General features: G+C 69.8%; 20 protein-coding genes, 2 pseudogenes and 1 riboswitch. Of the genes and pseudogenes, 3 read left to right on the top strand and 19 right to left on the bottom strand.

What is annotated here, in order from left to right; all coding sequences use genetic code 11:
* Window positions 1-519: 519 nt before the first annotated feature.
* A complete protein-coding gene (locus PSEJ35_RS16320) occupies window positions 520-948 on the bottom strand; it encodes a hypothetical protein (protein ID WP_051412694.1) in 429 nt (142 codons plus the stop codon).
* 16 nt (window positions 949-964) lie between these two features.
* On the bottom strand, window positions 965-2,179 hold the full coding sequence (locus tag PSEJ35_RS0113510) for a multidrug effflux MFS transporter (protein ID WP_028918245.1): 1,215 nt from the start codon (window positions 2,177-2,179) through the stop codon (window positions 965-967).
* 525 nt (window positions 2,180-2,704) lie between these two features.
* A riboswitch (glycine riboswitch) is annotated at window positions 2,705-2,825 on the top strand.
* 48 nt (window positions 2,826-2,873) lie between these two features.
* Between PSEJ35_RS0113510 and gcvP the strand changes: the two genes are divergently transcribed.
* A complete protein-coding gene (gene gcvP / locus PSEJ35_RS0113515; RefSeq protein ID WP_028918246.1) occupies window positions 2,874-5,738 on the top strand; it encodes an aminomethyl-transferring glycine dehydrogenase in 2,865 nt (954 codons plus the stop codon).
* A 141-nt stretch (window positions 5,739-5,879) separates the two neighbouring features.
* On the opposite strand, the gene PSEJ35_RS0113520 is transcribed toward gcvP, so the two are convergent.
* From PSEJ35_RS0113520 to lexA, 12 genes and pseudogenes are all read right to left on the bottom strand, one after another.
* Window positions 5,880-6,134 carry a hypothetical protein gene (locus tag PSEJ35_RS0113520; protein ID WP_051412695.1) on the bottom strand — a complete coding sequence of 85 codons (255 nt, stop codon included), beginning with the start codon at window positions 6,132-6,134 and terminating at the stop codon, window positions 5,880-5,882.
* Between the two features lie 512 nt (window positions 6,135-6,646).
* Window positions 6,647-6,943 (bottom strand): annotated as a pseudogene (locus PSEJ35_RS17710) (hypothetical protein); the annotation flags it as partial.
* Between the two features lie 390 nt (window positions 6,944-7,333).
* The gene (locus tag PSEJ35_RS0113530) at window positions 7,334-8,005 is read right to left on the bottom strand and encodes a GIY-YIG nuclease family protein (RefSeq protein WP_343122519.1); all 672 of its coding nucleotides are present in this window, start codon (window positions 8,003-8,005) and stop codon (window positions 7,334-7,336) included.
* Window positions 8,006-8,015: 10 nt separating this feature from the next.
* Entirely contained in the window at window positions 8,016-8,543 is a 528-nt protein-coding gene (locus tag PSEJ35_RS0113535) for a hypothetical protein (protein ID WP_028918249.1), read from the bottom strand.
* A 36-nt stretch (window positions 8,544-8,579) separates the two neighbouring features.
* The gene (locus PSEJ35_RS0113540; RefSeq protein ID WP_028918250.1) at window positions 8,580-9,101 is read right to left on the bottom strand and encodes a hypothetical protein; all 522 of its coding nucleotides are present in this window, start codon (window positions 9,099-9,101) and stop codon (window positions 8,580-8,582) included.
* 91 nt (window positions 9,102-9,192) lie between these two features.
* Window positions 9,193-9,345 carry a hypothetical protein gene (locus PSEJ35_RS17320; RefSeq protein ID WP_155952116.1) on the bottom strand — a complete coding sequence of 51 codons (153 nt, stop codon included), beginning with the start codon at window positions 9,343-9,345 and terminating at the stop codon, window positions 9,193-9,195.
* A gap of 13 nt (window positions 9,346-9,358) precedes the next feature.
* Window positions 9,359-9,541: a hypothetical protein gene (locus PSEJ35_RS0113550; RefSeq protein ID WP_028918251.1), complete on the bottom strand. Its 183-nt coding sequence runs from the start codon at window positions 9,539-9,541 to the stop codon at window positions 9,359-9,361.
* A 243-nt stretch (window positions 9,542-9,784) separates the two neighbouring features.
* On the bottom strand, window positions 9,785-10,414 hold the full coding sequence (locus tag PSEJ35_RS16330; protein ID WP_051412696.1) for an alpha-ketoglutarate-dependent dioxygenase AlkB: 630 nt from the start codon (window positions 10,412-10,414) through the stop codon (window positions 9,785-9,787).
* Between the two features lie 33 nt (window positions 10,415-10,447).
* Entirely contained in the window at window positions 10,448-13,804 is a 3,357-nt protein-coding gene (locus tag PSEJ35_RS0113560) for an error-prone DNA polymerase (RefSeq protein WP_028918252.1), read from the bottom strand.
* Window positions 13,801-15,246, bottom strand: a complete 1,446-nt coding sequence (locus PSEJ35_RS0113565) for a DNA polymerase Y family protein (protein WP_028918253.1) — start codon at window positions 15,244-15,246, stop codon at window positions 13,801-13,803. Before PSEJ35_RS0113565 ends, PSEJ35_RS0113560 begins: the two co-directional genes overlap by 4 nt.
* A gap of 9 nt (window positions 15,247-15,255) precedes the next feature.
* Complete coding sequence (gene imuA / locus PSEJ35_RS0113570; protein WP_028918254.1) at window positions 15,256-15,882, bottom strand: translesion DNA synthesis-associated protein ImuA; 627 nt, start codon at window positions 15,880-15,882, stop codon at window positions 15,256-15,258.
* 1 nt (window position 15,883) lies between these two features.
* Window positions 15,884-16,525: a transcriptional repressor LexA gene (gene lexA, locus PSEJ35_RS0113575; RefSeq protein WP_028918255.1), complete on the bottom strand. Its 642-nt coding sequence runs from the start codon at window positions 16,523-16,525 to the stop codon at window positions 15,884-15,886.
* A gap of 760 nt (window positions 16,526-17,285) precedes the next feature.
* Between lexA and PSEJ35_RS0113580 the strand changes: the two genes are divergently transcribed.
* Window positions 17,286-17,498: a cold-shock protein gene (locus tag PSEJ35_RS0113580; protein WP_028918256.1), complete on the top strand. Its 213-nt coding sequence runs from the start codon at window positions 17,286-17,288 to the stop codon at window positions 17,496-17,498.
* On the opposite strand, the gene PSEJ35_RS0113585 is transcribed toward PSEJ35_RS0113580, so the two are convergent.
* The 4 genes and pseudogenes from PSEJ35_RS0113585 to PSEJ35_RS16340 form a co-directional block, all read right to left on the bottom strand.
* Window positions 17,495-17,836 carry a hypothetical protein gene (locus PSEJ35_RS0113585; protein ID WP_156924821.1) on the bottom strand — a complete coding sequence of 114 codons (342 nt, stop codon included), beginning with the start codon at window positions 17,834-17,836 and terminating at the stop codon, window positions 17,495-17,497. The genes PSEJ35_RS0113580 and PSEJ35_RS0113585 overlap by 4 nt on opposite strands.
* 275 nt (window positions 17,837-18,111) lie before the next feature.
* The gene (locus tag PSEJ35_RS0113590; RefSeq protein WP_028918258.1) at window positions 18,112-19,542 is read right to left on the bottom strand and encodes an MFS transporter; all 1,431 of its coding nucleotides are present in this window, start codon (window positions 19,540-19,542) and stop codon (window positions 18,112-18,114) included.
* A gap of 208 nt (window positions 19,543-19,750) precedes the next feature.
* Window positions 19,751-20,619: pseudogene (locus tag PSEJ35_RS16335) on the bottom strand (DUF72 domain-containing protein).
* A gap of 29 nt (window positions 20,620-20,648) precedes the next feature.
* Entirely contained in the window at window positions 20,649-21,035 is a 387-nt protein-coding gene (locus PSEJ35_RS16340) for a hypothetical protein (protein ID WP_037083389.1), read from the bottom strand.
* 424 nt (window positions 21,036-21,459) lie between these two features.
* On the opposite strand from PSEJ35_RS16340, the gene PSEJ35_RS0113605 reads away from it, so the two are divergent.
* On the top strand, window positions 21,460-21,669 hold the full coding sequence (locus PSEJ35_RS0113605) for a cold-shock protein (RefSeq protein ID WP_028918259.1): 210 nt from the start codon (window positions 21,460-21,462) through the stop codon (window positions 21,667-21,669).
* 139 nt (window positions 21,670-21,808) lie between these two features.
* On the opposite strand, the gene PSEJ35_RS0113610 is transcribed toward PSEJ35_RS0113605, so the two are convergent.
* Window positions 21,809-22,109: transposase (locus PSEJ35_RS0113610; protein ID WP_028918260.1), on the bottom strand; the 301-nt coding region annotated here is incomplete at its 5' end.

A 22,109-nucleotide genomic window follows, 5' to 3' on the forward strand; every position in this document is an offset into this window, starting at 1 on the left:
GCCGCACCGCGCGGTCGTGGATCGCCGCCACGGGCTGGCCGCAGCCGCTGCAGCAACGCCGCACGCCCTCCTGCGGATCAAGCTCGATCACCAGCCAGCGTTGGCCGCCGCGCGGCTCGCGATGCCAGCGGCTCACGCCATATCCCGCCCAGCCTCCCAGCGGGAACATACAATCCAACTCGGCCACGGCCGGCCCCAGTTTGTTGTCTAGACACCAGCAAGTCTGCCGGGTCGGCCGTGTGCCTCTCTCCCTCACTTGGGAGAAGAACCTTTTCTTTGGGGGGTGCCGTCCGTCTGGCGATGACTGCCGGGGATTGTCGCGCCAGCCAATGCGGGGGCATGGCGCATCGTGCGGTTCCGACATCCTTGGCTCCAACGCGTGAACGCAGGCCATCCATGGCCTGCTTGCGCGCCATACCCCCACGCTACCGCGTCTTCGGGCGCGTTCCGGTCATGGCTTCGTTCGTTTCTTCCGGGGAACAGCAAGCCCCTGTAGAGCGGGGCTTGCCCCGCTGCTTTTCAGTGGGTCGTAGGGGTGTCGGTGTTGGCTACGGCCTGCGCCGGCAAGGCCGACTTCATCTCTTCTTCCAGCTGCCGCTCGTAATCGGCCAGCAACAGCCCGTTCGCCGCCGCTTCCAGCTCGGCCTCGTCGCGCAGCGCGTCGGAGTAGACCAGCTTCACCGGCACGCCCTGCTCGTCGTGCAGGCGCTGCGCGCGACGGATCAGCATCAGCACCTGCGCGGCGCTGTCGCTGCTGCCGGCAATGCGGCCGTCCATGCCCAGCACCCACACGCCGGCGCGGCGGACGATGCCGGCCAGCAGGTTGCCGTCGCGGTCGCGCAGCTCGGCATGCGGCTCGATCTGCGGAGCGCCGGCGCGGGCGCGGTTGCGTTCCTTCTCCGCCTTGCGCTTGCGTGCGTCGCGACGGGCCTTGGACTGGATGGACATCGGGGGTTCCTCGGAATCAGAGCTGCTCGCCCGCTTCCAGCGTGGGCGAGGACGAAGGTGGCGGGAAGCGGCGCGAGACGCTGGTTTCCCAGCGCCAGAACAGCCAGCCCAGCAGGGCGAACAGGACCATGCCCAGGGCCAGGTGCAGGCCCTGGTGGCTCAGCAGCGGCGACAGCAGGCCGGCGATGGCGGAGTTGAGCACCAGCTGGGTGAAGGCCTGCAGCGAGGAAGCCGAACCCCGCTGGCGCGGATACATGTCCAGGATCGCCAGGGTGATCACCGGGAACACCAGGGCCACGCCGAACGCCGCCAGCGACATCGGCAGCACCGCCCACGGCACTGACAGCTGCGGCGCCAGCGCGTTGTAGGCCACGTTGCCCAGCGCGGCCAGGCCGATACAGGCGTAGCCGACCCCGACCTGGTGCGACGGCGGCCAGCGCCCGGCCACGCGCCCGGAGACGAAGGCGCCGATGGTCATGCCGCCAATGGTCGGGATGAACAGCCAGGCGAACTCGCGTTCGCCCAGCCCCAGCAGGTCGATCACCAACGCCGGCGCCGAGGCGATGTAGAGGAACAGCCCGGCGAACCCGAACGCGCCGGCGGCGGCCAGGCGCTGGAAGCGCATGTTCAGGGCGATGGCCACGTAGTCGCGCAGCAGCCGCTCCGGGCGCAGCGGCATGCGCGCCTGCGGCGGATGGGTCTCCGGCAGCCATGCCCAGGTGGTGACCAGCAGCATCAGCGAGAACGCGGCCAGGAACCAGAAGATCAGCGGCCAGCGCCCGGCGCCCAGCAGGCAGCCGCCAACGATCGGCGCGATCGCCGGGGCGATGCCGAAGATCATCGACACCTGGCTCATCAGGCGCTGCGCGTCGCTGCCCTGGAGCACATCGCGGATCACCGCGCGGCCGACGATCAGGCCGACGCCGGCCGACAGGCCCTGCAGCGCGCGGAACATCAGCAACGTGGCCAGGTCGCGCGACAGCGCGCAGCCCACCGAGGCCGCGATGAACACCACCAGCCCGCCCAGGATCACCCGCCGCCGCCCCATCGCGTCCGAGAGCGGGCCGTGGACGATGCTCATCAGCGCATAGGCGCCCAGGTAAACGCTGATGGTCTGCTGCATCGCCAGCTTGTCGGCGGCGAACTGCGCGGCCATCTGCGGGAAGGCCGGGAAGATGGTGTCGATCGAGAACGGGCCGAACATGGCCAGGCCGCCCAGCAGCAGGGCCAGGCGGCGGGTGGATGGGCGCACCGGCGCCGGGCCGGCCAGGTTCGGGCCGGTGGCCGGGACGCCTCCGCGCGCGCCCTCGTCGCCGCGGGACGCGGCGTCGGCGGAAGCATCGGGGGGAGTCGACGTCATGGTGGGGACGGCGGAAGGGGCCGGCCATGTTAAGGCATCGGCGCGTCAGCCCCCGCGCCGCCGCCGGGCCGGACCGGCAGCCGAGGGCCGGCCCCGCCGTAGAGCCGGGCTTGCCCGGCTCCTCGGCCTGGCAGGGCGAGGACCGGAAAGCCAGAGCAGCGGGGCAAGCCCCGCTCTACGAGGCGTCGGCCGGCGAAGCGCGGCCTGAACAACGGGACAGCAGGCCCAGCTCCGCGGCACAGGCGGCGCGGGCGTGAATGCAGGCGCCGGGCGGCAGGCAGGACGCCGGCGCGGGCGGCTATAATTGCCCGGCTGTACCTGGTGGGAGAAGCTGGCCCCGGCCGGCTGCCGAAGGCGCAAACGCCCGTAATCGCTCAGGCCCGATACCACCGCTGCTGCAAACACTCTGGAGAGACCGGCCGCCCATGCGGGCAGCGCCGGCGCCGAAGGGGCACGAAGCACGCGACCTCGTCCGCGCGTCTTCCAAACTCTCAGGCAAAAGGACAGAGGGGCACCCCGCCGCGCTCGTGCGCGGCGCCATCCTGCCCCAGTCCGGACCGCCTCCATGTCCCAGAACACCCCTTCCCTGCGCGAACTCGAGCAGCACGACGCCTTCGTCGGCCGCCACATCGGCCCCGACGACACCGAGATCGCGGCCATGCTCAAGACCGTCGGCTTCGATTCGCTGGAAGCGCTGACCGACGCCATCGTCCCGGCCAGCATCAAGTCCGCCGACCCGCTCGCCCTGGACGGCAGCCTGACCGAGGAAGAGGCGCTGGCGAAGATCCGCGCCATCGCGCTGAAGAACCAGGTGTTCCGCAGCTTCATCGGTCAGGGCTACTACGGCACCCACACGCCGAAGGTCATCCTGCGCAACATTCTCGAGAACCCGGCCTGGTACACCGCCTACACGCCGTACCAGGCGGAGATCTCGCAGGGTCGCATGGAAGCGCTGGTGAACTTCCAGCAGATGTGCGCCGACCTGACCGGCATGGAGATCGCCAACGCCTCGCTGCTGGACGAGGCCACCGCCGCGGCCGAGGCCATGACCCTGGCCAAGCGCGCCGGCAAGTCGAAGTCCGACACCTTCTTCGTGCACGACGCCGTGCACCCGCAGACCCTGGAGGTGCTGCGCACCCGTGCCGAACCGCTGGGTATCACCCTGCGCGTGGGCACCCCGGCCGAGGCGATGGAAGCCGAATGCTTCGGCGTGCTGCTGCAGTACCCGGATACCTTCGGCCACATCGGCGACCATCGCGCCCTGGCCGAGGCCGTGCACGCGCGCGGCGGCCTGGTCGCGGTGGCGACCGACCTGCTGGCCCTGACCCTGATCGCCGCCCCCGGCGACTGGGGCGCCGACATCGTGGTCGGCAACTCGCAGCGCTTCGGCGTGCCGTTCGGCTTCGGCGGCCCGCACGCGGCGTTCATGGCCTGCCGCGATGCGTTCAAGCGCTCGATGCCGGGCCGCCTGATCGGCGTGTCGGTCGACACCGAGGGCAACCCCGCCTACCGCCTGACCCTGCAGACCCGAGAGCAGCACATCCGCCGCGAGAAGGCCACCTCCAACATCTGCACCGCGCAGGTGCTGCTGGCGGTGATGGCCTCGATGTACGCCGTGTACCACGGCCCCGAAGGCCTCAAGCGCATCGCCCGCCGCACCCATCGCCTGGCCGCGATCCTGGCCGCGGCGCTGCGCGCGGCCGGCGTCAACGTCGGCGACCGCTTCTTCGACACCCTGCACCTCAAGGACGTGGACGCCGAGGCGATCCACGCCAAGGCGAAGCAGGCCGGCATCAACCTGCGCCGGATCGACAGCGAGGCCGTCGGCATCAGCCTCGACGAGACCACCACGCGCGCCGACGTCGTCGCCCTGGCCGGCCTGTTCGGCGCCGCCCTCGACGTGGACGCGCTGGACGCGGCCACCCCGGACGCGCTGCCGCAGGACCTGCTGCGCACCACCCCGTTCCTGCAGCACCCGGTGTTCAACACCCACCACAGCGAGCACGAGCTGCTGCGCTACATGCGCTCGCTGGCGGACAAGGACCTGGCCATGGACCGCACGATGATCCCGCTGGGCTCGTGCACCATGAAGCTCAACGCCACCGCCGAGATGATCCCGGTCACCTGGCCGGAGTTCAGCCAGATCCATCCGCTGGTGCCGGCCGAGCAGGCCCAGGGCTACACCCAGCTGATCACCGAGCTGGAGGCGATGCTGGCCGAGTGCACCGGCTACGACGCGGTCAGCCTGCAGCCGAACTCCGGCGCCCAGGGCGAGTACAGCGGCCTGCTGGCGATCCGTGCCTACCACGCCAGCCGCGGCGAGTCGCACCGCGACATCTGCCTGATCCCCGAGTCGGCGCACGGCACCAACCCGGCGTCGGCGCAGATGGCCGGCATGAAGGTCGTGGTCACCCGCTGCGACGCCAACGGCAACATCGACATCGACGACCTGCGCGCCAAGGCCGAGAAGCACTCGGCCAACCTGGCCGCGATCATGATGACCTACCCGTCCACCCACGGCGTGTTCGAGGAGGACGTGGTCCAGATCTGCGAGATCGTCCACGCCCACGGCGGCCAGGTGTACACCGACGGCGCCAATATGAACGCCCTGGTCGGCGTGGCCAAGCCGGGCAAGTGGGGCTCGGATGTGTCCCACCTGAACCTGCACAAGACCTTCTGCATCCCTCACGGCGGCGGCGGTCCGGGCGTGGGCCCGTGCGCGGTCAAGGCGCACCTGGCCCCGTTCCTGCCGCGCACGCTCGGCAGCGACGGCAAGGTCGGCATGGTCAGCGCGGCCAGCTTCGGCAGCGCCTCGATCCTGCCGATCAGCTGGATGTACATCGCGATGATGGGCGCCGCCGGCCTGCGCAAGGCCACCCAGGCCGCGCTGCTCAACGCCAACTACATCTCCAGGAAGCTGGCCCCGCATTACAAGACCCTGTACACCGGCCGCAACGGCCTGGTGGCGCACGAGTGCATCCTCGACGTGCGTCCGCTGGAGAAGGCCACCGGGGTCAGCGCCGAGGACATCGCCAAGCGCCTGGTCGACTTCGGCTTCCACGCCCCGACCCTGAGCTTCCCGGTGGCCGGCACGCTGATGGTCGAGCCGACCGAGAGCGAGTCCAAGCACGAGCTGGACCGCTTCATCGACGCGATGATCCAGATCCGCGAGGAAATCCGCGCGATCGAGGACGGCCGCCTGGACCGCGAGGACAACCCGCTCAAGCACGCCCCGCACACCGCCCAGCAGGTCTCGGCCAGCGAGTGGACCCGGGCCTACCCGCGCGAGCTGGCCGCGTTCCCGCTGCCGTCGCTGAAGCTGCAGAAGTACTGGCCGCCGGTGTCGCGCGTGGACAACGTGTACGGCGACAAGAACGTGTTCTGCGCCTGCATCCCGGTGGATGCCTACAGGGAAGACGCCGAGGCCTGAGCCACGGCGTCCCGGCCCGGAACCCCGGAAGGCCCCGCTTCGGCGGGGCCTTTCGTTTGTCTTGCAGGCGACGCGCGCAACCGTGCGGAGTGGCGCGGACGGCGGCGTCGCGCCGTCCGTGGCGCACGACGGCGGCCGCGCTCAGTCGCGCAGTTTCAGGGCCGGGTTCTCGTCGATCTCACCGTCTTCGCGGAGCACCACGAAGCGGTCGCCACGGCGGTTGAACAGCACCGGGATCGGCGCCTTGAACAGCGGGCGCCGCACGAAGCGCAACTCCCAGTGGAATTCACGCATGGTGTCGACGGTGGCACGCTGCTCGGGCGTGAGGCCTGCGGCCAGCTGTTCGAAATCCGGCTCAGGCTGGTAGCTGCGCCGGTCGCGGAAGGCGTTGCTCATTGGTTCTCCTGGAGCGCGCCGCCGGCCGGGGGAAGCCGTCGCTCGGGGGAGCCGGGCGCGCGCCCTGTGAAGGCAAGACCCATGCCAGCCACTACGCCCGCGCACGCGCGGATCGAGGCCATGCCTCGCGATCGTGATGGACGGACAGCGGCGCAAACTGCCGCGAAGTGTCACTGCCTGCACACGACCCCGGCGTGGTCGCGCATGCCGCATATGATCGCACGCCACAAACGTGCCGGTGATTTTCACGAGCCCGTTACCGCGCACTCGTTTATCTGCGAGTCGCACGATGGGTGCAACGCAGGAGTCCGCCCGATGCCAAGGGGTGACAAGTCCAGCTACACCGACAAGCAGCAGCGCCAGGCCGAGCACATCGAGGACAGCGCCAAGGAACAGGGCCGCAGCGACGAGGCCGCCGAGCGCATCGCCTGGGCCACGGTCAACAAGCAGGATGGCGGCGGCAAACGCTCCGGCAGCGGGCGCAAGTCCGCCCGGAAGGCCACCCGCAAGAGTGCGAAGAAGACCGCCAGGAAGGTCACAAAGAAGACCGCGGCCAAGTCGGCCAGGAAGGCCACGAAGAAAGCGACGAAGAAGACAGCCAGCAAGACGGCCAGCAAGGCCGCAAAGAAGGCGACGAAGAAGACGACGAAGAAGACGGCCCGGAAGGCCACGAAGAAGACCACCGCCGGGAAGACCAGTCGCACGGCGGCGAAGAAGGCCGCACGGAAATCCACGGGCACCACGGCACGCAAGAGCGCCAGCAAGTCCGCGAAGAAAGCGACCAGGAAGACGGCCGGTAAGACCGCCAGGAAGGCGACGAAGCGGACCGCACGGAAGGCGGCGCCCCGGAAGACCGCACGCAAGACGGCCAGGAAGTCGACCGGCACGACGGCCCGCAAGACCACGCGCCGGACCACGAAGAAAACGGCCTCGAAAAGCTAGTTCCTTGCCGGGCTTCTGGGCTTCTGGGCCTTCAGCCCCTCCGGACCATCCGGGCGTCCGGTTCTCCCAGCGCATCCACCCGAAGCAGTGCTCCTCCCCTCTCCCCCCGGGAGAGGGGCCAGGGGAGAGGACTCGGAGCCCGCCATCTCGAGAAACCTTGCCCCCCGTTATCCACGATGCACTCCGCTCCCTGGCCAGTGCGCTGGCACGGCATGCTGCATCGCCAGGCGCCCATGGAGTTGCCGCCGGGCGATGCCCTAGACACCCTCGCGCCGATACCAGGCCAGCACCCCGGGCGCCAGCAATGGCGCCAGGTCGATGTCCAGCGCCACGCAGCCATCCAGCACATCCCGGACCCGCCGTTGCGCCGGCGTGCGATCCAGCCGGTCCTCCAGCTCATCGGCCGAAAGCTGCGAAAGCGTCCATTCGTAGATGCGATCGCACCGCGCCTCCAGCGCCGCGCGCAACCAGTCCCGCAGCGGATGGACCCGGTATCCCCCGCGCGCCAGCGTCGCGACGCGCCCGGCCAGCTCCACCTCCACGCCGCGGAACCACTCGGTATGCCCACCTGCCGGCACCCGGATCGCCAGCGGCGCCGGCGCGTTGTATTCGGCAAACCCGTCGCGCAGTGCCAGCTCCAGGTCGCGCGCGTCGCGTACCGATTCCGCCTCCACCAGCACGCCCCGCTCAAGCGCGAAGAGCTCGAACCAGCGCGGATGCAGCGCCGAGATGCGCCCCAGCGGCTCGCCCGAGAACCCGATCTTGCAGTGGTCCTCCCACTGGCAGGGAAAGACGTAGGCGAAACACCGCCCATCGGTCGCCAGGACCTCGTTCCCGACGAGCGCCTGCAGATCCGAGTCCGTCAACCAGACATGGCGAACCTCGGCGAAAGCATGCCGCCTCCCCCTGCGCGTTCCGGAGAAAGCCATCAGCCCGGACTCACCCAATTCCGAATATCCGCCACTGCATCAGTACTATGAAGTTGACGAGGAAGTGCAGGAAGACGGAGGCCCAGAATCCCACTGCCCGATTCTTCGCATTGTGGATCAAGCAACACATGAGGAAGAAGTCGACGAAAACCGAGGCATACCTCGGCTCCATGTAGAGCGCCACGTGGAATGCCGTGGCAATGAGCGCCACGATGCAAGGTACAAGCCACCAGCTCCGACCCAGCTTGTGGGCGAACACCCTGACCCAGAACAGGCAGAGCAGGTTCTCCAGAACCGGCGCAACAAGCAGGGGCCCCGCCCATGAACTCGCCGACTGGCGCACTTTTATCTCGTCCATGTGTCCGGGGAACCCCAGACTGGAGAACACCGCGTCCAGGGCCGACTCGACGACGTCCTCCACAAGGAACGTCGCCAGCGCCAAGGGAATGCATGCGAGAGAAAGCCGCACCCACCCGGCGCCCCACAAGGTCCGCTCCAGGAATGCCTCGAAACTGTCCCGCGTCCTCGCCAGGCTCATGCATCATTTCCTCGCGTCGCGTCTCTTCGAGCACCATCACTCCTGGAACCGGAACTGCAGCAGTACCAGAAAATTGGTCAGGAAGTGGAGGAAGACCGACGCCCAGAATCCCGCCACCCGGTTCCTGACGTTGTGGATCAGGCAGCACATCGCGAAGAAGTTGGCGAAGATCGATGCGTACCTCGGTTCCAGGTAACCCACCACATGGAATGCACTGGCAATCAACGCGACCATGGAGGGCACCAGCCACCACGTCCTCCCCAGCTTGTGGGCAAGGACAACCACCCAGAAGAGACAGAAAAGGTTCTCGAGAATCGGCGCGATCAGTAGCGGCGACACCCAGGACATGTTCGCCTGGAACTCCGTGACTTCAGCCATCCGCCCGGGAAACCCGAGGCTGGAGAGCACCAGATCAATGCCAAGTTTCAGGGCGTCCTGCGCCAGCAGGACGACGAAAGCAAGCGGGATGCAGGTGGCGAACAGCCTCAACCATCCTGCCGTCCACAGGTACCGTTCAAGAAAGGCATCCAGACCCGTTCGTTCGCTGGCCAGGCTCATACGTTGACCCTCCCCGGACAATCGGCTGCATCTCGCCGCACCTGCTAACGGACATCCGGAGCTGAGGGCTCCGGATGTCCGGTCGCTAACGCTACTTCTCCGAATCCTCGATCCCGGTAGCGGCCTTGAAGCCGCGCCAGAACTCCTTCACGAACTCCTTCCCGTACTGGTACACCTCGTCGAAATCGCCGAGGGGGCCAGCGCCGGAAACGTTAACGGCTTCGTTGTCAGACAGGACTTTCATGTTCCGGTCCTCCTCAAGCGCCGTACTGCATGGCGCCCAGCATTTCGTTGCCCGAATCCTCGACCGCCTTGTTCACCGAGGCGACGAGTCCGATGAAATAGCCGAGCGCGTACCCGAAGCCGCCGTAGAGGCTCTTGTCATCGCTGTCGGCGCCGCCACTGACCATCGCCAGTTCTTCCCTGATCAACTCCTTCATTTCACGACTCCATTCGTTTGCACAATGGGAACCGCTGCGCCTGCGGTATTGCCGGCCTTCCGGCAAACCCTGGCCCGTCCGCACCCCGCGCCCCCGTCCCCTTGAACCACGACAGGGCCTTCTGCGCAGGACTATTCGCCCGCCGGCAGCGCGGGTCGATCAGCGCATGCCGGAGCGGGCTGCAGGAGAAATCCGAACCCGATGCGCGCCAACGCAGACGATGCTTTACCGGCGTTGGCCACCTCACGCCGCCCGCTCCCGCCCCTGCCCGGCTGCTCCGCCCCACTGATCGCGGCCGCGCGGCACGTCCTCCGGGCGCGCCCGGAACACCACGCTCATCCGCGGCGGCACCACCTTCGCGGTCTTGGGGATGCCGTGCTCGTGGGTGAGCTGGCTGGCATGGCTCATCACCAGCAGGCTGCCGGGCTGCAGGTCGATGCCCAGCGCGCGGCCGCCGGCCTTGGCACGGATGTTCATGCGGCGCGTGGCGCCCAGGGAAATCAGCGCCAGCGGCTCGCCCGGCACCAGGTGGTGCAGCGTGTCGTTGTGCATGGCCACGCTGTCGCGGCCGTCGCGGTACAGGTTCAGGCCGACCGAGGTGTACGCGCCGGGCACGGCCGCCTGCACGCGTTCCAGCATCGCGGCCAGCGGCAGGCGCGGCGGCAGGCCGTGCAGCGGGTACCAGGCCTGCAGGCGCGGCACGTCGACGATGCGGTCGTACATCGGCCGGCGTTCGTGTTGCCAGTGGCAGCCGTCGCGCAGCGCGCGGAACCATGCGTCGACCTCGGCTTCGCCGACGAAACCGGGCCAGTAGCGGATGCCGCCTTCGGCATCCGGGACCAGCACCTGCGGTCCATTGTCGAACAGGTCCATGTCAATTCCTCCGGCAGGCGCCGGTCACGGCGTTCAATGGAAATCCCGCGAGGCCACCGGCAGGCTGCCGAGCAGCCCGCTGAGGTCCTCCAGGTGCGCGGCGATCAGGTGTTCGACGCCGTCCACGCGCTCCCAGCGCCCGCGCACGGCCAGCAGGCGCGCCTGCAGCAGCGGCTTGCGCTGGCGCACGGCCAGGTCCGGCCAGACGACCACGTTGACCATGCCGTGCTCGTCCTCGAGGGTGACGAAGATCGTGCCCTTGGCCGTGCCCGGGCGCTGGCGCTGGGTGACCAGGCCGGCCACGTGCACGCCGCTGCCGTGGCGACGCCCCTGCAGTTCGCGCACGCCGAGGATGCGCCTCTGCACCATCTGCGCGCGCAGCAGCGCCATCGGGTGCGCGCGCAGGCTCAGGCCGGTGCTGCGGTAGTCGGCGGCCAGCGACTCGCCCAGCTGCGGCGCCGGCAGTTCCACCTGCACTTCTCCAGGACTGCCAGGCAGCAATGGGCGGCGCTGCTCGATGCCTGCCACTTCCCAGCGCGCGGCATTGCGGTGACCGGCCAGCGAATCCAGCGCCCCGGCCTCGGCCAGCGCATGCCGCGCCCTGGCGTCCAGGCCGGCGCGCAGGCACAGGTCGGCCACGCTGGCGAACGGGCGCTGCGCGCGCGCGGCGACGATCGCCTGCGCCATCGGCTCGGACATGCCCGCCACCTGGCGCAGGCCCAGGCGGATCGCCGGCTGGCCTTCGTCGTCATCCAGGTCGCGCCGCAGCCGGCCGCCTTCCAGGGTGTTGTCCCAATCGCTGCAGGCCACGTCCACCGGCCGCACTTCCACGCCGGCGCGTTCGCCGCGGCCGCGGCGCGCGTCCTGCACGATCTGGCTGGGCGAATAGAACCCCATCGGCTGCGAGTTGAGCAGCGCGCAGGCGAACGCCGCCGGTTCGTGGCGCTTGAGCCAGGCGCTGACGTACACCAGCTTGGCGAAGGACGCGGCATGGCTCTGCGGAAAGCCATAGGAGCCGAAGCCCTTGATCTGCTCGAACAGCTGGTCGATGAACTCGGTGCTGTAGTTCTTCTTCTCCATCAGCTTGCGGATGCGCAGCCGATGCGGCTCCATGTCGCCGCCGCGCCGCCAGGCCGCCATCGAGCGACGCAGCCCGTCGGCCTCCCCGGGCGTGTAGCCGGCATGGATCACCAGCTCCATCACCTGCTCCTGGAACAGCGGGATGCCCAGGGTCGCGCCGAGGATCTGGCGCACGCCTTCGGAGGGATAGGTCACCGGTTCCTTGCCCATGCGCCGGCGCAGGTAGGGATGGACCATGCCGCCCTGGATCGGCCCGGGGCGCACGATCGCCACCTGCACCACCAGGTCGTAGAACCTCTCCGGCTTCAGCCGCGGCAGCATCGCCATCTGCGCGCGCGATTCGACCTGGAACACGCCGACGCTGTCGGCGGCCTGCAGCATGCGGTAGGTGGCCGGGTCGTCGGGCGGCAGCGTGGCCATGTCCAGGCGCACGCCGCGGTGCTTGGCGACCAGATCGAAGGCCTTGCGGATGCAGGTGAGCATGCCCAGCGCCAGGCAGTCGACCTTGAGCAGGCCCAGCGTTTCCAGGTCGTCCTTGTCCCACTGGATGATGGTGCGGTCGGGCATGGCCGCGTTCTCCACCGGCACCAGCGCCGACAGCGGCGCGTCGGAGATCACGAAGCCGCCGACATGCTGGGACAGGTGCCGCGGCCGGCCCTCGATCATCCCGGCCAGCGCCAGGATCCTGAGGACCAGCGGGTTCGCCGGATCGAAGCCGGCCTCGCGCAGGCGCTGCTCCATCGGCGCCTCGCCATTGCCCCAGCCGAAGCACTCGGCGAGCAGGCCGATCTGGTCCGGCGGCAGGCCGAAGGCCTTGGCCACGTCGCGCACCGCGCTCTTGCCGCGGTAACTGATCACCGTCGCCGCCAGCGCCGCGCGGTCGCGCCCGTACTTGGCGTAGACGTACTGCATCACCTCCTCGCGCCGCTCGTGCTCGAAGTCGACGTCGATGTCGGGCGGCTCGTTGCGCGCCCTGGACAGGAAGCGGGCGATCAGCAGCCGGGTCTGCGCCGGGTCCACCGCGGTGATGCCCAGCGCGTAGCACACCGCCGAGTTGGCCGAGGAGCCGCGCCCCTGGCAGAGGATGCCCTGCGACCTGGCGAACCGGACGATGTCGTGCACGGTGAGGAAGAACGCCTCGTATTCCAGCTCGGCGACGAGGGCCAGCTCTTCCTCGATCTGCGCGACCACCTTCGCCGGCACGCCATCGGGCCAGCGTTCGCGCATGCCTTCTTCGGTCAGCACACGCAGCCAGCTGGCGGGGGTATGGCCTTCGGGCACCAGTTCCTTCGGATACTGGTACTTCACCTCGCGCATGCTGAAGGTGCAGCGCCGGGCCAGTGCCGCGGCGGCTTCGAGCAGGGGGTGCGGATGGATGTTCGCCAGCGCACGGCGCGTGCGCAGGTGGCGTTCGCCGTTGCGGAACAGCAGCGCGCCGGCCTCGGCCAGGGTCACGTTGTGGCGGATCGCGGTCAGCGTGTCCTGCAGCACGCGCTCGCGGCGGTGGGCCATGTGCACGTCGCCGCTGGCCAGCGCCGGCATGCCGAGACGCGCGGCCAGGTCGAGCAGCTGCGCCAGGCGCGCGGCATCGTCCTGCTCGCGGTGCAGCTCCACCGCCAGGTGCGCGCGCTCGCCGAACACCGACTGCAGCCAGCGTCCCTGCCCTTCGTCGGGCTGCGCGCCGGGGATCCACAACGCGAACAGGCCGCAATGCGCTCCACGCGGCCCGGGATCCGCCGCGCTGTTCGCGGGATGCCCCGGCTCCGCCACGCGGGATCCGCCGGTGCCCCGTAGAGCGGGGCTTGCCCCGCTCCCTTCTGCACCTCCGCGGCACACCACCTGCTCCACGTCGCTGCGCAGCAGGCGATAGCCCTTCTTCTCCACGCTGCGCCGGGCCACCGTGATCAGCTCGCACAGGCGGGTATAGCCGGCGTGGTTCTCGACCAGCAGCACGCACTTCAGGCCATCGGCCAGCACGAACTCGCTGCCCACCACCAGCGGCAGGCCGACGGCCTCGGAGGCTTCCAGCGCGCGCACGATCCCGGCCAACGAGCATTCGTCGGTGATCGCCAGCGCACTGTAGCCGCAGCGCCTGGCCCGCTCGAACAGCGTCGCCGCGTCGCTGGCGCCGCGCAGGAACGAGAAATCCGATACGCAGTGCAGTTCGGCGTAGGCCGGCAGGCCGTCGTCCCTGGCGACATCGTCGTTGGCCGCGCGCAGGCCCAGGCGCTGCGCCACTTCCCAGGCGCGCGGTGGACGCCCACCGGGGGTGTCGCGGTTCACGCCGTCGATGGCGTCGTCCCAGCTCATCCGAACCACCCGTGCAGCATCCAGCCCTCGCGCTCGCCCGGCGCAGCGAAGGCCCAGGCGCGCTGGCCCTGCGCGGTCTCCACCACGTAGTAGTCGCGACGCGCATCGGCGCCGTCCCACCAGCCGCTTTCCAGCCGCTCCGGCCCGGAGACCACGCGCACGCGGCCCCGCAGCGGCATCGGCTGCGGCAGCAGCCAGCCCGGGCGCGGCGGGCGCGGCGGCGCCGGGCCGATCCGTGCGTCGTCGCCCTGCAACCGGCGCCAGGCGCGTTCCGGGCGCGGATCGCCGTCGGGCGCGACGCGGTACACCGCCTCGTCGCCCAGCCGCGCGCGCAGGCGTTCGCGCAACTGCGGCCACGGCAGCTGCTGCTGTTGGCGGGTGTCGAACAGGTCGCGGCTGGCCGGCACGAACGCCGGCAGCTCGCGCGCCAGCAGACGCATCGCCACCACCGGCGCGGCGATCGCCACCCGCTCCAGGCGGTTGCGCGCCAGCTCGAACAGCATGCCCGGCTCGCGTTCCGGCGCCAGCAGGCCGACTTCCACGTCGGTATGCGCGGCATTGCGCGCGGCGGCGCCACCAGGCCCGCGCTCGTGTTCCAGGCGCAGTACGAAGCGCTGCACGCCGCCATCGCGGATCGACAGCAGCGTGCACAGGTCGCCGATCAACCGCCGCAGCGGGAACAGCAGCGCGGTGTGGTTCTCGACCTCGTAGCCCAGCTCCACCCGCGAATCGAAATGATCCGGCGGCAGGTAGTACTCCAGCGGATCGTCGGCCTCGCCATAGAGGCGGTCGAGGTGTTCGAGCAGGGCCAGGCCGAAGCGCCGGCGCAGCGCATCGCGCGGCAGCGCGCGCAGGTCGCGCAGTTGCCCGATGCCCATGCGCTGCAGGCGCACGCCCAGTCCGTCGGGCAGGCAGGCCCGGCGCACCGGCACCCGGTCCAGGCGCGCGGCCATCGTGGCCGCATGCGGGATCGCCAGCCCGTCTTCCAGCCCGGCGAACACCCGCGCCGCGCGCGGCGTCGGCGCCAGGGCGATGCGATGGCGGAAGCCGAGCGCATCCAGTTCGCTGCGCAGCCGCGCCTGCAGCGTCGGCCACGGGCCGAGCAGGCGGAAGCTGCCGCGCACTTCCAGCACGATGCAGCCCGGCCATTGCGCGCTGACCAGCGAGCTGTGCCGGTACGCCCAGGCGGCGAGGAAACGCTGCCAGCGCGCCTCGGCCGAGGGATCGTGGTCGACCATGGCGAAGTCCGGCAACAGCGCGTGCGCGGCGACCAGGCGCATGCCCGGCACCAGGCCGGCCGCCGCGGCGGACGCGTTCACCGCATGCAGGGTGCGCAGCTGCGCCGGCCCGGTGACCAGCGCCAGCGGCGCCTCCGGATCAGGCCGGCGGCGGAGGACGACGTCCAGCGCCAGCTGCGGCAGCAGTACACAGGCCCAGAGCATGGCCGCCCCTCACGCCGCGTCGGGGATGAAGGCCTGCGCCGGCGCCGGGCCGCCGCGGCACTTGCGTACCTGCCAGGCCGGACGGCCGTGTCCGTCGCGCACCCATTCCAGGCGCAGCGCCGCCGGCGAAGCATTCACCGCGTGCCTGCGGTCGCGCAGGGCGAAGCCCAGGCAGGCGCCGCTGTCGGCCGCCACCTGCAGGCGCCGCAATGCCGCCGCGTCGGCCTGCTGTGGCCAGCCCAGCACCGCGCCGCAGGCGCCGCTGCGCAGGCACTGCTCGAACGCCCACAGCGCATCGCGCGGGCTGGCCTCCACGACCTGCAGCGCGGCCAGGTCCACGCCCGCGGCCTGCCACGCCGGCGCGTACGGGATGTACGGCGGCGCGACCAGGGCCACGGTACCGCCATCGGCGGTGATGCGCGCCAGCGTCGGCAGCAGCAGCGCCAGTTCGCCGACGCCGTCGGCCGGCAGCAGCAGCTCGGTCAGCGCGCGGCGCGGCCAGCCGCCCTGCGGCAGCAGCGCGTCCAGCGCGGCGTGGCCGGTGGGCTCGCCGTCGGCGGCGATCGCCGCGCTGCGCCCGGCATGCCACAGCGTGCGCGAGGCCAGCAGCATATCGAGGGCGACGACCGCTCCCATCTCAGCCCTTCCGCACCAGGCCGCAATACACGCCTTCGATGGCGAAGTCCTGGCCCGGCCCCACCTCGATGGGTTCATGCGCCGGATTGCGCGGCAGCAGGCGGATCGCGCGTCTGCCACGCTGCAGGCGCTTGATGGTCAGTTCGCCGTCCACGCGCGCGACCACGGTCTGGCCGTCGCGCGCCTCGGGCGTGCGATGCACGCCGACCAGGTCGCCGTCGAGGATGCCGTCATCGCTCATCGAATCGCCCTGCACCCGCAACAGGTAGTCGGGCCTGGGCGAGAACAGGCGCCGGTCCAGCCACAGCGACTCCCCGCCCTCCCCGACCGCGCCCAGCCGGGCCACGCCCTCGGCGCTGATCGGGGTACCGGCGGCGACCCGGCCCAGCACCGGCAGGGGCAGCAGGTCCGCCGCCGCACTCCCGGGCAGGCGCAGGCCGCGCTTCTGGCCGGGGACCTGCTCCAGCAGGCCGTCGGCGACCAGCGCCTGGACGTGTTTCTGGGCGGCGTTGCGCGAGGAAAAGCCAAAGGCATCAGCGATTTCCGCCAGGCTCGGGCCCCGCCCGGCCGCCAGTTCGGCACGCAGGAAGGCCAGCACGGCGGCGCGCTGGGGGGGAAGCCGGGAAAGATCGGACGGGGTCATGGTGTACATTTGTACACCTTCCGCGTCTCACGGGGCGAGAGCCGCGCCCCGCGCCCTTGAAGCGCGACGAAGTCGAGGCCGGCGCCACGGCCCTGCACCCTCGAAGCGCGAGGTTTGGGGGGGACGCATCCTGGTCGTACGCCTGTCCCGGGTGCGCTTCGCTTACCCGGGCTACGGGTTGCGGGTTTGGACTCGCGGCTGTGGAGGCCTCTCACGGGGGAGAGGGGAGACGTAGCCCGGATAAGGCCGAAGGCCGCATCCGGGGAGGTGGCCTGGCCGGTCACCTGTCCCGGGTGCGCTTCGCTTACCCGGGCTACGGGTGTCGGCGTCGGCAGAGCGCAACCGGGAGACCGAACGCATGCGCGCTATCGCCATCTTGCACCGTGCACGCCAATCACCAGGTCGCGCATGTCATGCATACCGAGTGCAAACACCGCAACCGCAAACCGGATGGATGCCGCCCGCCATCCTCAATGCTCCGCAACGCGCCCGTGTCACTCCTCGACGCTCCGCAACGCGCACACAAGCCCGTCGTCGCAGGCTCCGAACGTGTCCATGCGGGCCTACCGCCCGTCGGACCGGTTTGCTACCGCATGCATATGCGCCTACGGTGGGATGGCTAGGTATCGAGGGTCACCATTGAATCGTGGCCCGACGCCGCGGACGTCAAAGATCCGCTACCCGTTGCTTCGTTCCCTCCTTGCTGCCAGCTATCCACCGCGATCTCCGCGGAGGGCACCCTCTTGCACAAGGAAACGACATGACCGGCATCCGTACCGGGATCGTCAAATGGTTCAGCGCCGAAAAGGGCTTCGGCTTCATCGCCCCCGATGAGGGGGACGAGATTTTCGTGCACCAGAACTCCACTGAATGCGAAGGCACCCGCCAGCTCCACGAGGGCCAGCGGGTGCGCTTCGTGGTCGTCAAGGGCCTCAAGGGCGTCCAGGCCGACCGCGTCGAACCGATCAGTTAGCGGATCAGCGACGGCGCCGTGCTGGTCGGCTCCTTCTCGGTCGGCAAGCGCTCATCCTGGACCTCCGGGCAACCCTCGGTGCCTTCCTTGCCTACGCAGGCCGGATCGGTGGTGCCGTTGGTGGTCGGCGGTATCGTCCCCGGCGGAGTGGCCGGATCGATCGTCGCCGGACTGGTGTTCACCGGATCCGCGGGCGGGGGCGGGGTGGTGGCCGGATCGACCACGGCCGGCGTATCGGTCGCGGCGCCGGTGCGGTCGATGTCCTGGTCGTCGCGGCGATCGCAGGCGGCCAAGCCGGCGAAAGCCACCAGCGCCGTGGCAAGCATGAGCGTACGCATGAAGTCCTCCTCGTCAGTGTGGCGCGACCAGCGTGGCCGCGCTTGCAGGGGCAGCGCACGCGAACCCGGTCGCATGCACCAGCATCCACATGAGGCCTTCCCGCCACGTATTGCGCGGTGAAATACGCGTCGCCGGCAGATGAAACACCCCGCTCGCAGATGAACCGCGTCATGCGCGCTTCCGTCTCCCAGACGGGACGCCGTGCACGAAGACGAGGTCGAAAGCGATGGGCACGCTTCGCATCCCGTCGCGAGGCGACGGCATGCACACGGCACTACGCCTGCGGCCGCGCCTCCACCTTCGGCTCGGCCACTTCCTGTCCGGCCTGCGCATGCCCTGCCATCTCCGCGCCGGCATCGGGCGACAGCTTGCGCATCTGGAACACCGACGCCGCCGAAACCAGGCCCACGCTGAGGAAGGCGAAGGTGAAGTTGATCGGCGTGCCGTCCGGCCTGCCGGTCAGCACGCTGGCCAGGCTCAGCGCATAGCCGCCCACCGTCACGCCCAGCGCCAGCGCGATCTGCTGGGCCATCGCCGCCAGGCTGCTGGCCTGGCTCATCCGTGCCTGGTCGATGTCGGCGTAGGCGATCGCATTGATGCTGGTGAACTGCAGCGAGCGGAAGCAGCCGCTGGCCAGCAGCACGCCGACCATCAGCGCATACGGCGTGTCGGCGCGGAACAGCCCGAACACGCACAGCAGGATCGAGGCGAACAGCCCGTTCCACACCAGCACCGGGCGGAAGCCGAAGCGGTTGAGGATGCGCGGCGCCACCACCTTCATCACCATCGCCCCCGCCGTGGAGGTGAAGGTCACCAGGCCCGATTGCAGCGGATCCAGGCCGAAGCCCAGCTGCAGCATCAGCGGCAGCAGGAACGGCGTGGCGCCGATGCCGATCCGGAACAGCGAGCCGCCGAGCACGCCGGCCCGGTAGGTGGGGATGCGCAGCAGGTCCAGGTGCAGCAGCGGATGCGGATGGGTGCGCGCATGGCGCACGTACGCGCCGATCAGCCCGGCGCCGACCAGCACGCACACGGCGATCGCCGTGCCCGGGACCAGCCCGCGGCCCACCGCCGACAGGCCGAACATCGCCAGCGCCAGGCCGGTCGCCGACAGCAGGAAGCCACGCCAGTCCAGCGGCCCCACCACCTGCCGCAGCTCGGGGATGTGCTTCCACGCCAGCCACATGCCCAGCGCGCCCATCGGCAGGTTGATGAGGAAGATGAAACGCCAATGCGCGTAGGTGGTGATCGCGCCACCCAGCACCGGGCCCAGCATCGGCCCGAGCATCGCCGGCACGGTCAGCCAGCTCAGCGCACGCACCAGCTCGGCCTTCTCCACGCTGCGCAGCAGGACCAGGCGCCCGACCGGCACCATCATCGCCCCGCCGATGCCCTGCACGAAGCGTCCGGCCACCAGCTGGCCGAGCCCATGGCTGGCCGCGCAGCCCAGCGAACCGAGCAGGAACACCGCGATCGCGCCGATGAAGATGCGGCGCGCGCCGTAGCGGTCGGCGATCCAGCCGCTGATCGGAATGAACACCGCCAGCGCCAGCATGTAGGTGGTCAGCGCCAGCTTCAGCGCCACCGGCTCCACGCCCAGGTCCGCCGCGATCTGCGGCAGCGAAGTCGAGATCGCCGTCGAATCCATGTTCTCGATGAACAGGGCGGTGGCGACGATGAGGGGCAGCAGGCGTTGTGGGCGCACGGGTCAGGAACGGGCCGGGACATGCCTATTGTGGCCACTGCGGCGTGAATCCGGAGCGTGCGGGGACGTGCGCGGGGTCACGTCGTGGCCATCGCGCGCGCATGCCGCACGCCGTCGCCCCGTAGAGCGGGGCTTGCCCCGCTGCTCTTTCCCGTTTCGCCGGGCGTGGGAGTCGGGCAAGCCCGACTCTACGCGGGGGCGTACGGCCTTACAGGCGCCGGGCCAGCCGCTGCGCATCGAACGGCGCATGCACCTTGGCGTCGTTGTCGAAATAGCAGTACACGTCGCGCGGCTCGCGCGGCGGCACCGCGCCGGTGGCCCGGCGCGCGCCGCGTGGCTGGGCGCCGCGGCGCCAGGCGCGGATCCGTCGCGCCCAGTCGTCCAGCGTCGCATCGTCGTAGCCGCTGGTGTACAGCTCGCTGGCGCCGTGCAGGCGGATGTACATGAAGTCGGCCGTGACCTCCTCCACCCACGGCCACAGTCCCGCCGTATCGGCGACCACCAGCGCCATGCCACGTTCGCGCAGCATGTCCAGAAACACCGGGTCGATGAAGCCCGGATTGCCACCTCGAAGGCATGTCGCAGCGGACCGTGCTGGCGCGGCTTCAGCACCGCCGGGCCGTGCAGCCGCGAAGCGTCGCGGCGCCGGGCCAGGCGCGAGGCCGCATCGGTGTCTGCCGGCAGCAGATCGAGGAAGGCCTGCATCCGCTCCGGATCGAAGCGGGCACGCTCCGGGAGCTGCCAGAGCAACGGGCCGAGCTTGCCGCCCAGCGCCAGCAGGCCCTGCGCGAAGAACGTCGCCAGCGCCTGCTCCACGCCGCGCAGCCGCAGCATGTGGGTGATGTAGCGGCTGCCCTTCACCGCGAACACGAAGTCGTCCGGCGTTTCGTCGTGCCAGCGCCGGAAGCTGTCCGGATGCTGCAGCGAATAGAAGCTGCCGTTGAGCTCGATGCTCGGGAAGCAGCGCGAGGCGTATTCCAGCTCACGGCGCTGCGCCAGGTCCCCCGGATAGAAGCGGCCGCGCCAGCGCGCATAGCGCCAGCCGGAGATACCGATGCGGACGCGGCCTTCCGCCATCCAGCTGGCCTGCTGAAGCTGCCGCCGGATCAGCCGCCGGCCAGGCCGCCGCCGACCCTGCCGGGCAGCGCGTCATCGTCGGTGGCGTCCTGGTCTTCCAGATCGCCGACTTCGCGGTCGACGCCGGCCTTGGGATCGGTGGAGGAAGCCTCGCCCCTAGAAGTTGGGCCTCTGTCGTCCTCCGCGCGGGAGGCGCCGCCGTCCCCGTCATCATCCGCCGGAACTTCAGGGCGACGTCCGGGCTTGTGGTCCTGACGCACCGGCCGGTCATGCCCGCCCTGCTCTCGCCGCACATCCTCCTCCGATTCCGAAGGGTTACGCCGATGCTGCTGCAGCTCCTGCTGCTGGCGCTGCTGGGTGTTCTCCTGCTGCACCTGTTCCGGATCCTTCCCGGGGTTTTCCTTCCTGCTGCCCATGCTGGGCTCCTGGTAGCGCGGTTGTCCGCATTGCGCCGAGGCTCACAGGTCGCCCGTTACCCGCGCGCCGCGTTCGCGTCAAAGCCCGCTTTACACGAGAGGAAAGCCCACCATCGCGTAGAGCGGGGCTTGCCCCGCTTCCTCAGGCCAGCATCCACTGCACCGCCTCAACGGCCCGTCCTCCCGCACATCCAGTACCGCGCGCACCGCTCGCCATATCGCCCAACCAATATGAACGGAACGGCGAGCCGCATTTGCTATTCCCCGCGTAAACGCCTACCGTGGCCGGGCTGAGTTTCAAGGGCCATCGAATCCGGCCCGATGCTGTAGATCAAGACCTACTACACCGTTGCACCCGCTTCATCTCCTTGCAGCCAGCTTCCGCCGCGACCGCGGCACTTTCATTTGCTCCAAGGAGATACACATGTCCCAGATCCAGACCGGCACCGTGAAGTGGTTCAACGACGCCAAGGGCTTCGGCTTCATCACCCCGGAAAGCGGCCCGGACCTCTTCGTCCACCACAATTCCATCCAGGCCTCGGGTTTCCGCAGCCTGCAGGAAGGCCAGCGCGTGCAGTTCGTCGCCGTGCAGGGCCAGAAGGGCATGCAGGCCGACAAGGTCCAGCCGCTCTGATTCCAGCCCTCACCAGCTGACGCAAAAAGCCCGGCGCAAGCCGGGCTTTTTTGTCTTTGTAGAGTCGGGCTTGCCCGACTCCAACGCCTGGTGGACCGTCGCCTCCTCAAAAAAGGGGCTCTTTTGAAATTCGAGTGGGTTATGCCACGTGCGGGTTGAGGCGCGAGAAGTCGAGCTTGCCGGCGATCAGGAAGATGACGGTGCGCATGGTGTCGAGCCGGGTGTAGCCGCGGGCCTTGCGCTTGGCGGCCTGGAACAGGCCGTTGATGGCTTCCAGGAAGCCGTTGGTCTGGCGGGTCTGGCTCCAGGCCAGGATGCCGTCGAAGTGCTTGCGGATCATCCGCGCGACGTCCTTCATCGGCTCGACCTTGGAGCGCATGACGTTCGTGCACCACTGCCTGAGCAGCGCGGCGACCACGTTGATCTGCTTGCGCTCGAGG

The sequence above is a fragment of the Pseudoxanthomonas sp. J35 genome (assembly GCF_000513995.1).
Taxonomy (GTDB): domain Bacteria; phylum Pseudomonadota; class Gammaproteobacteria; order Xanthomonadales; family Xanthomonadaceae; genus Pseudoxanthomonas.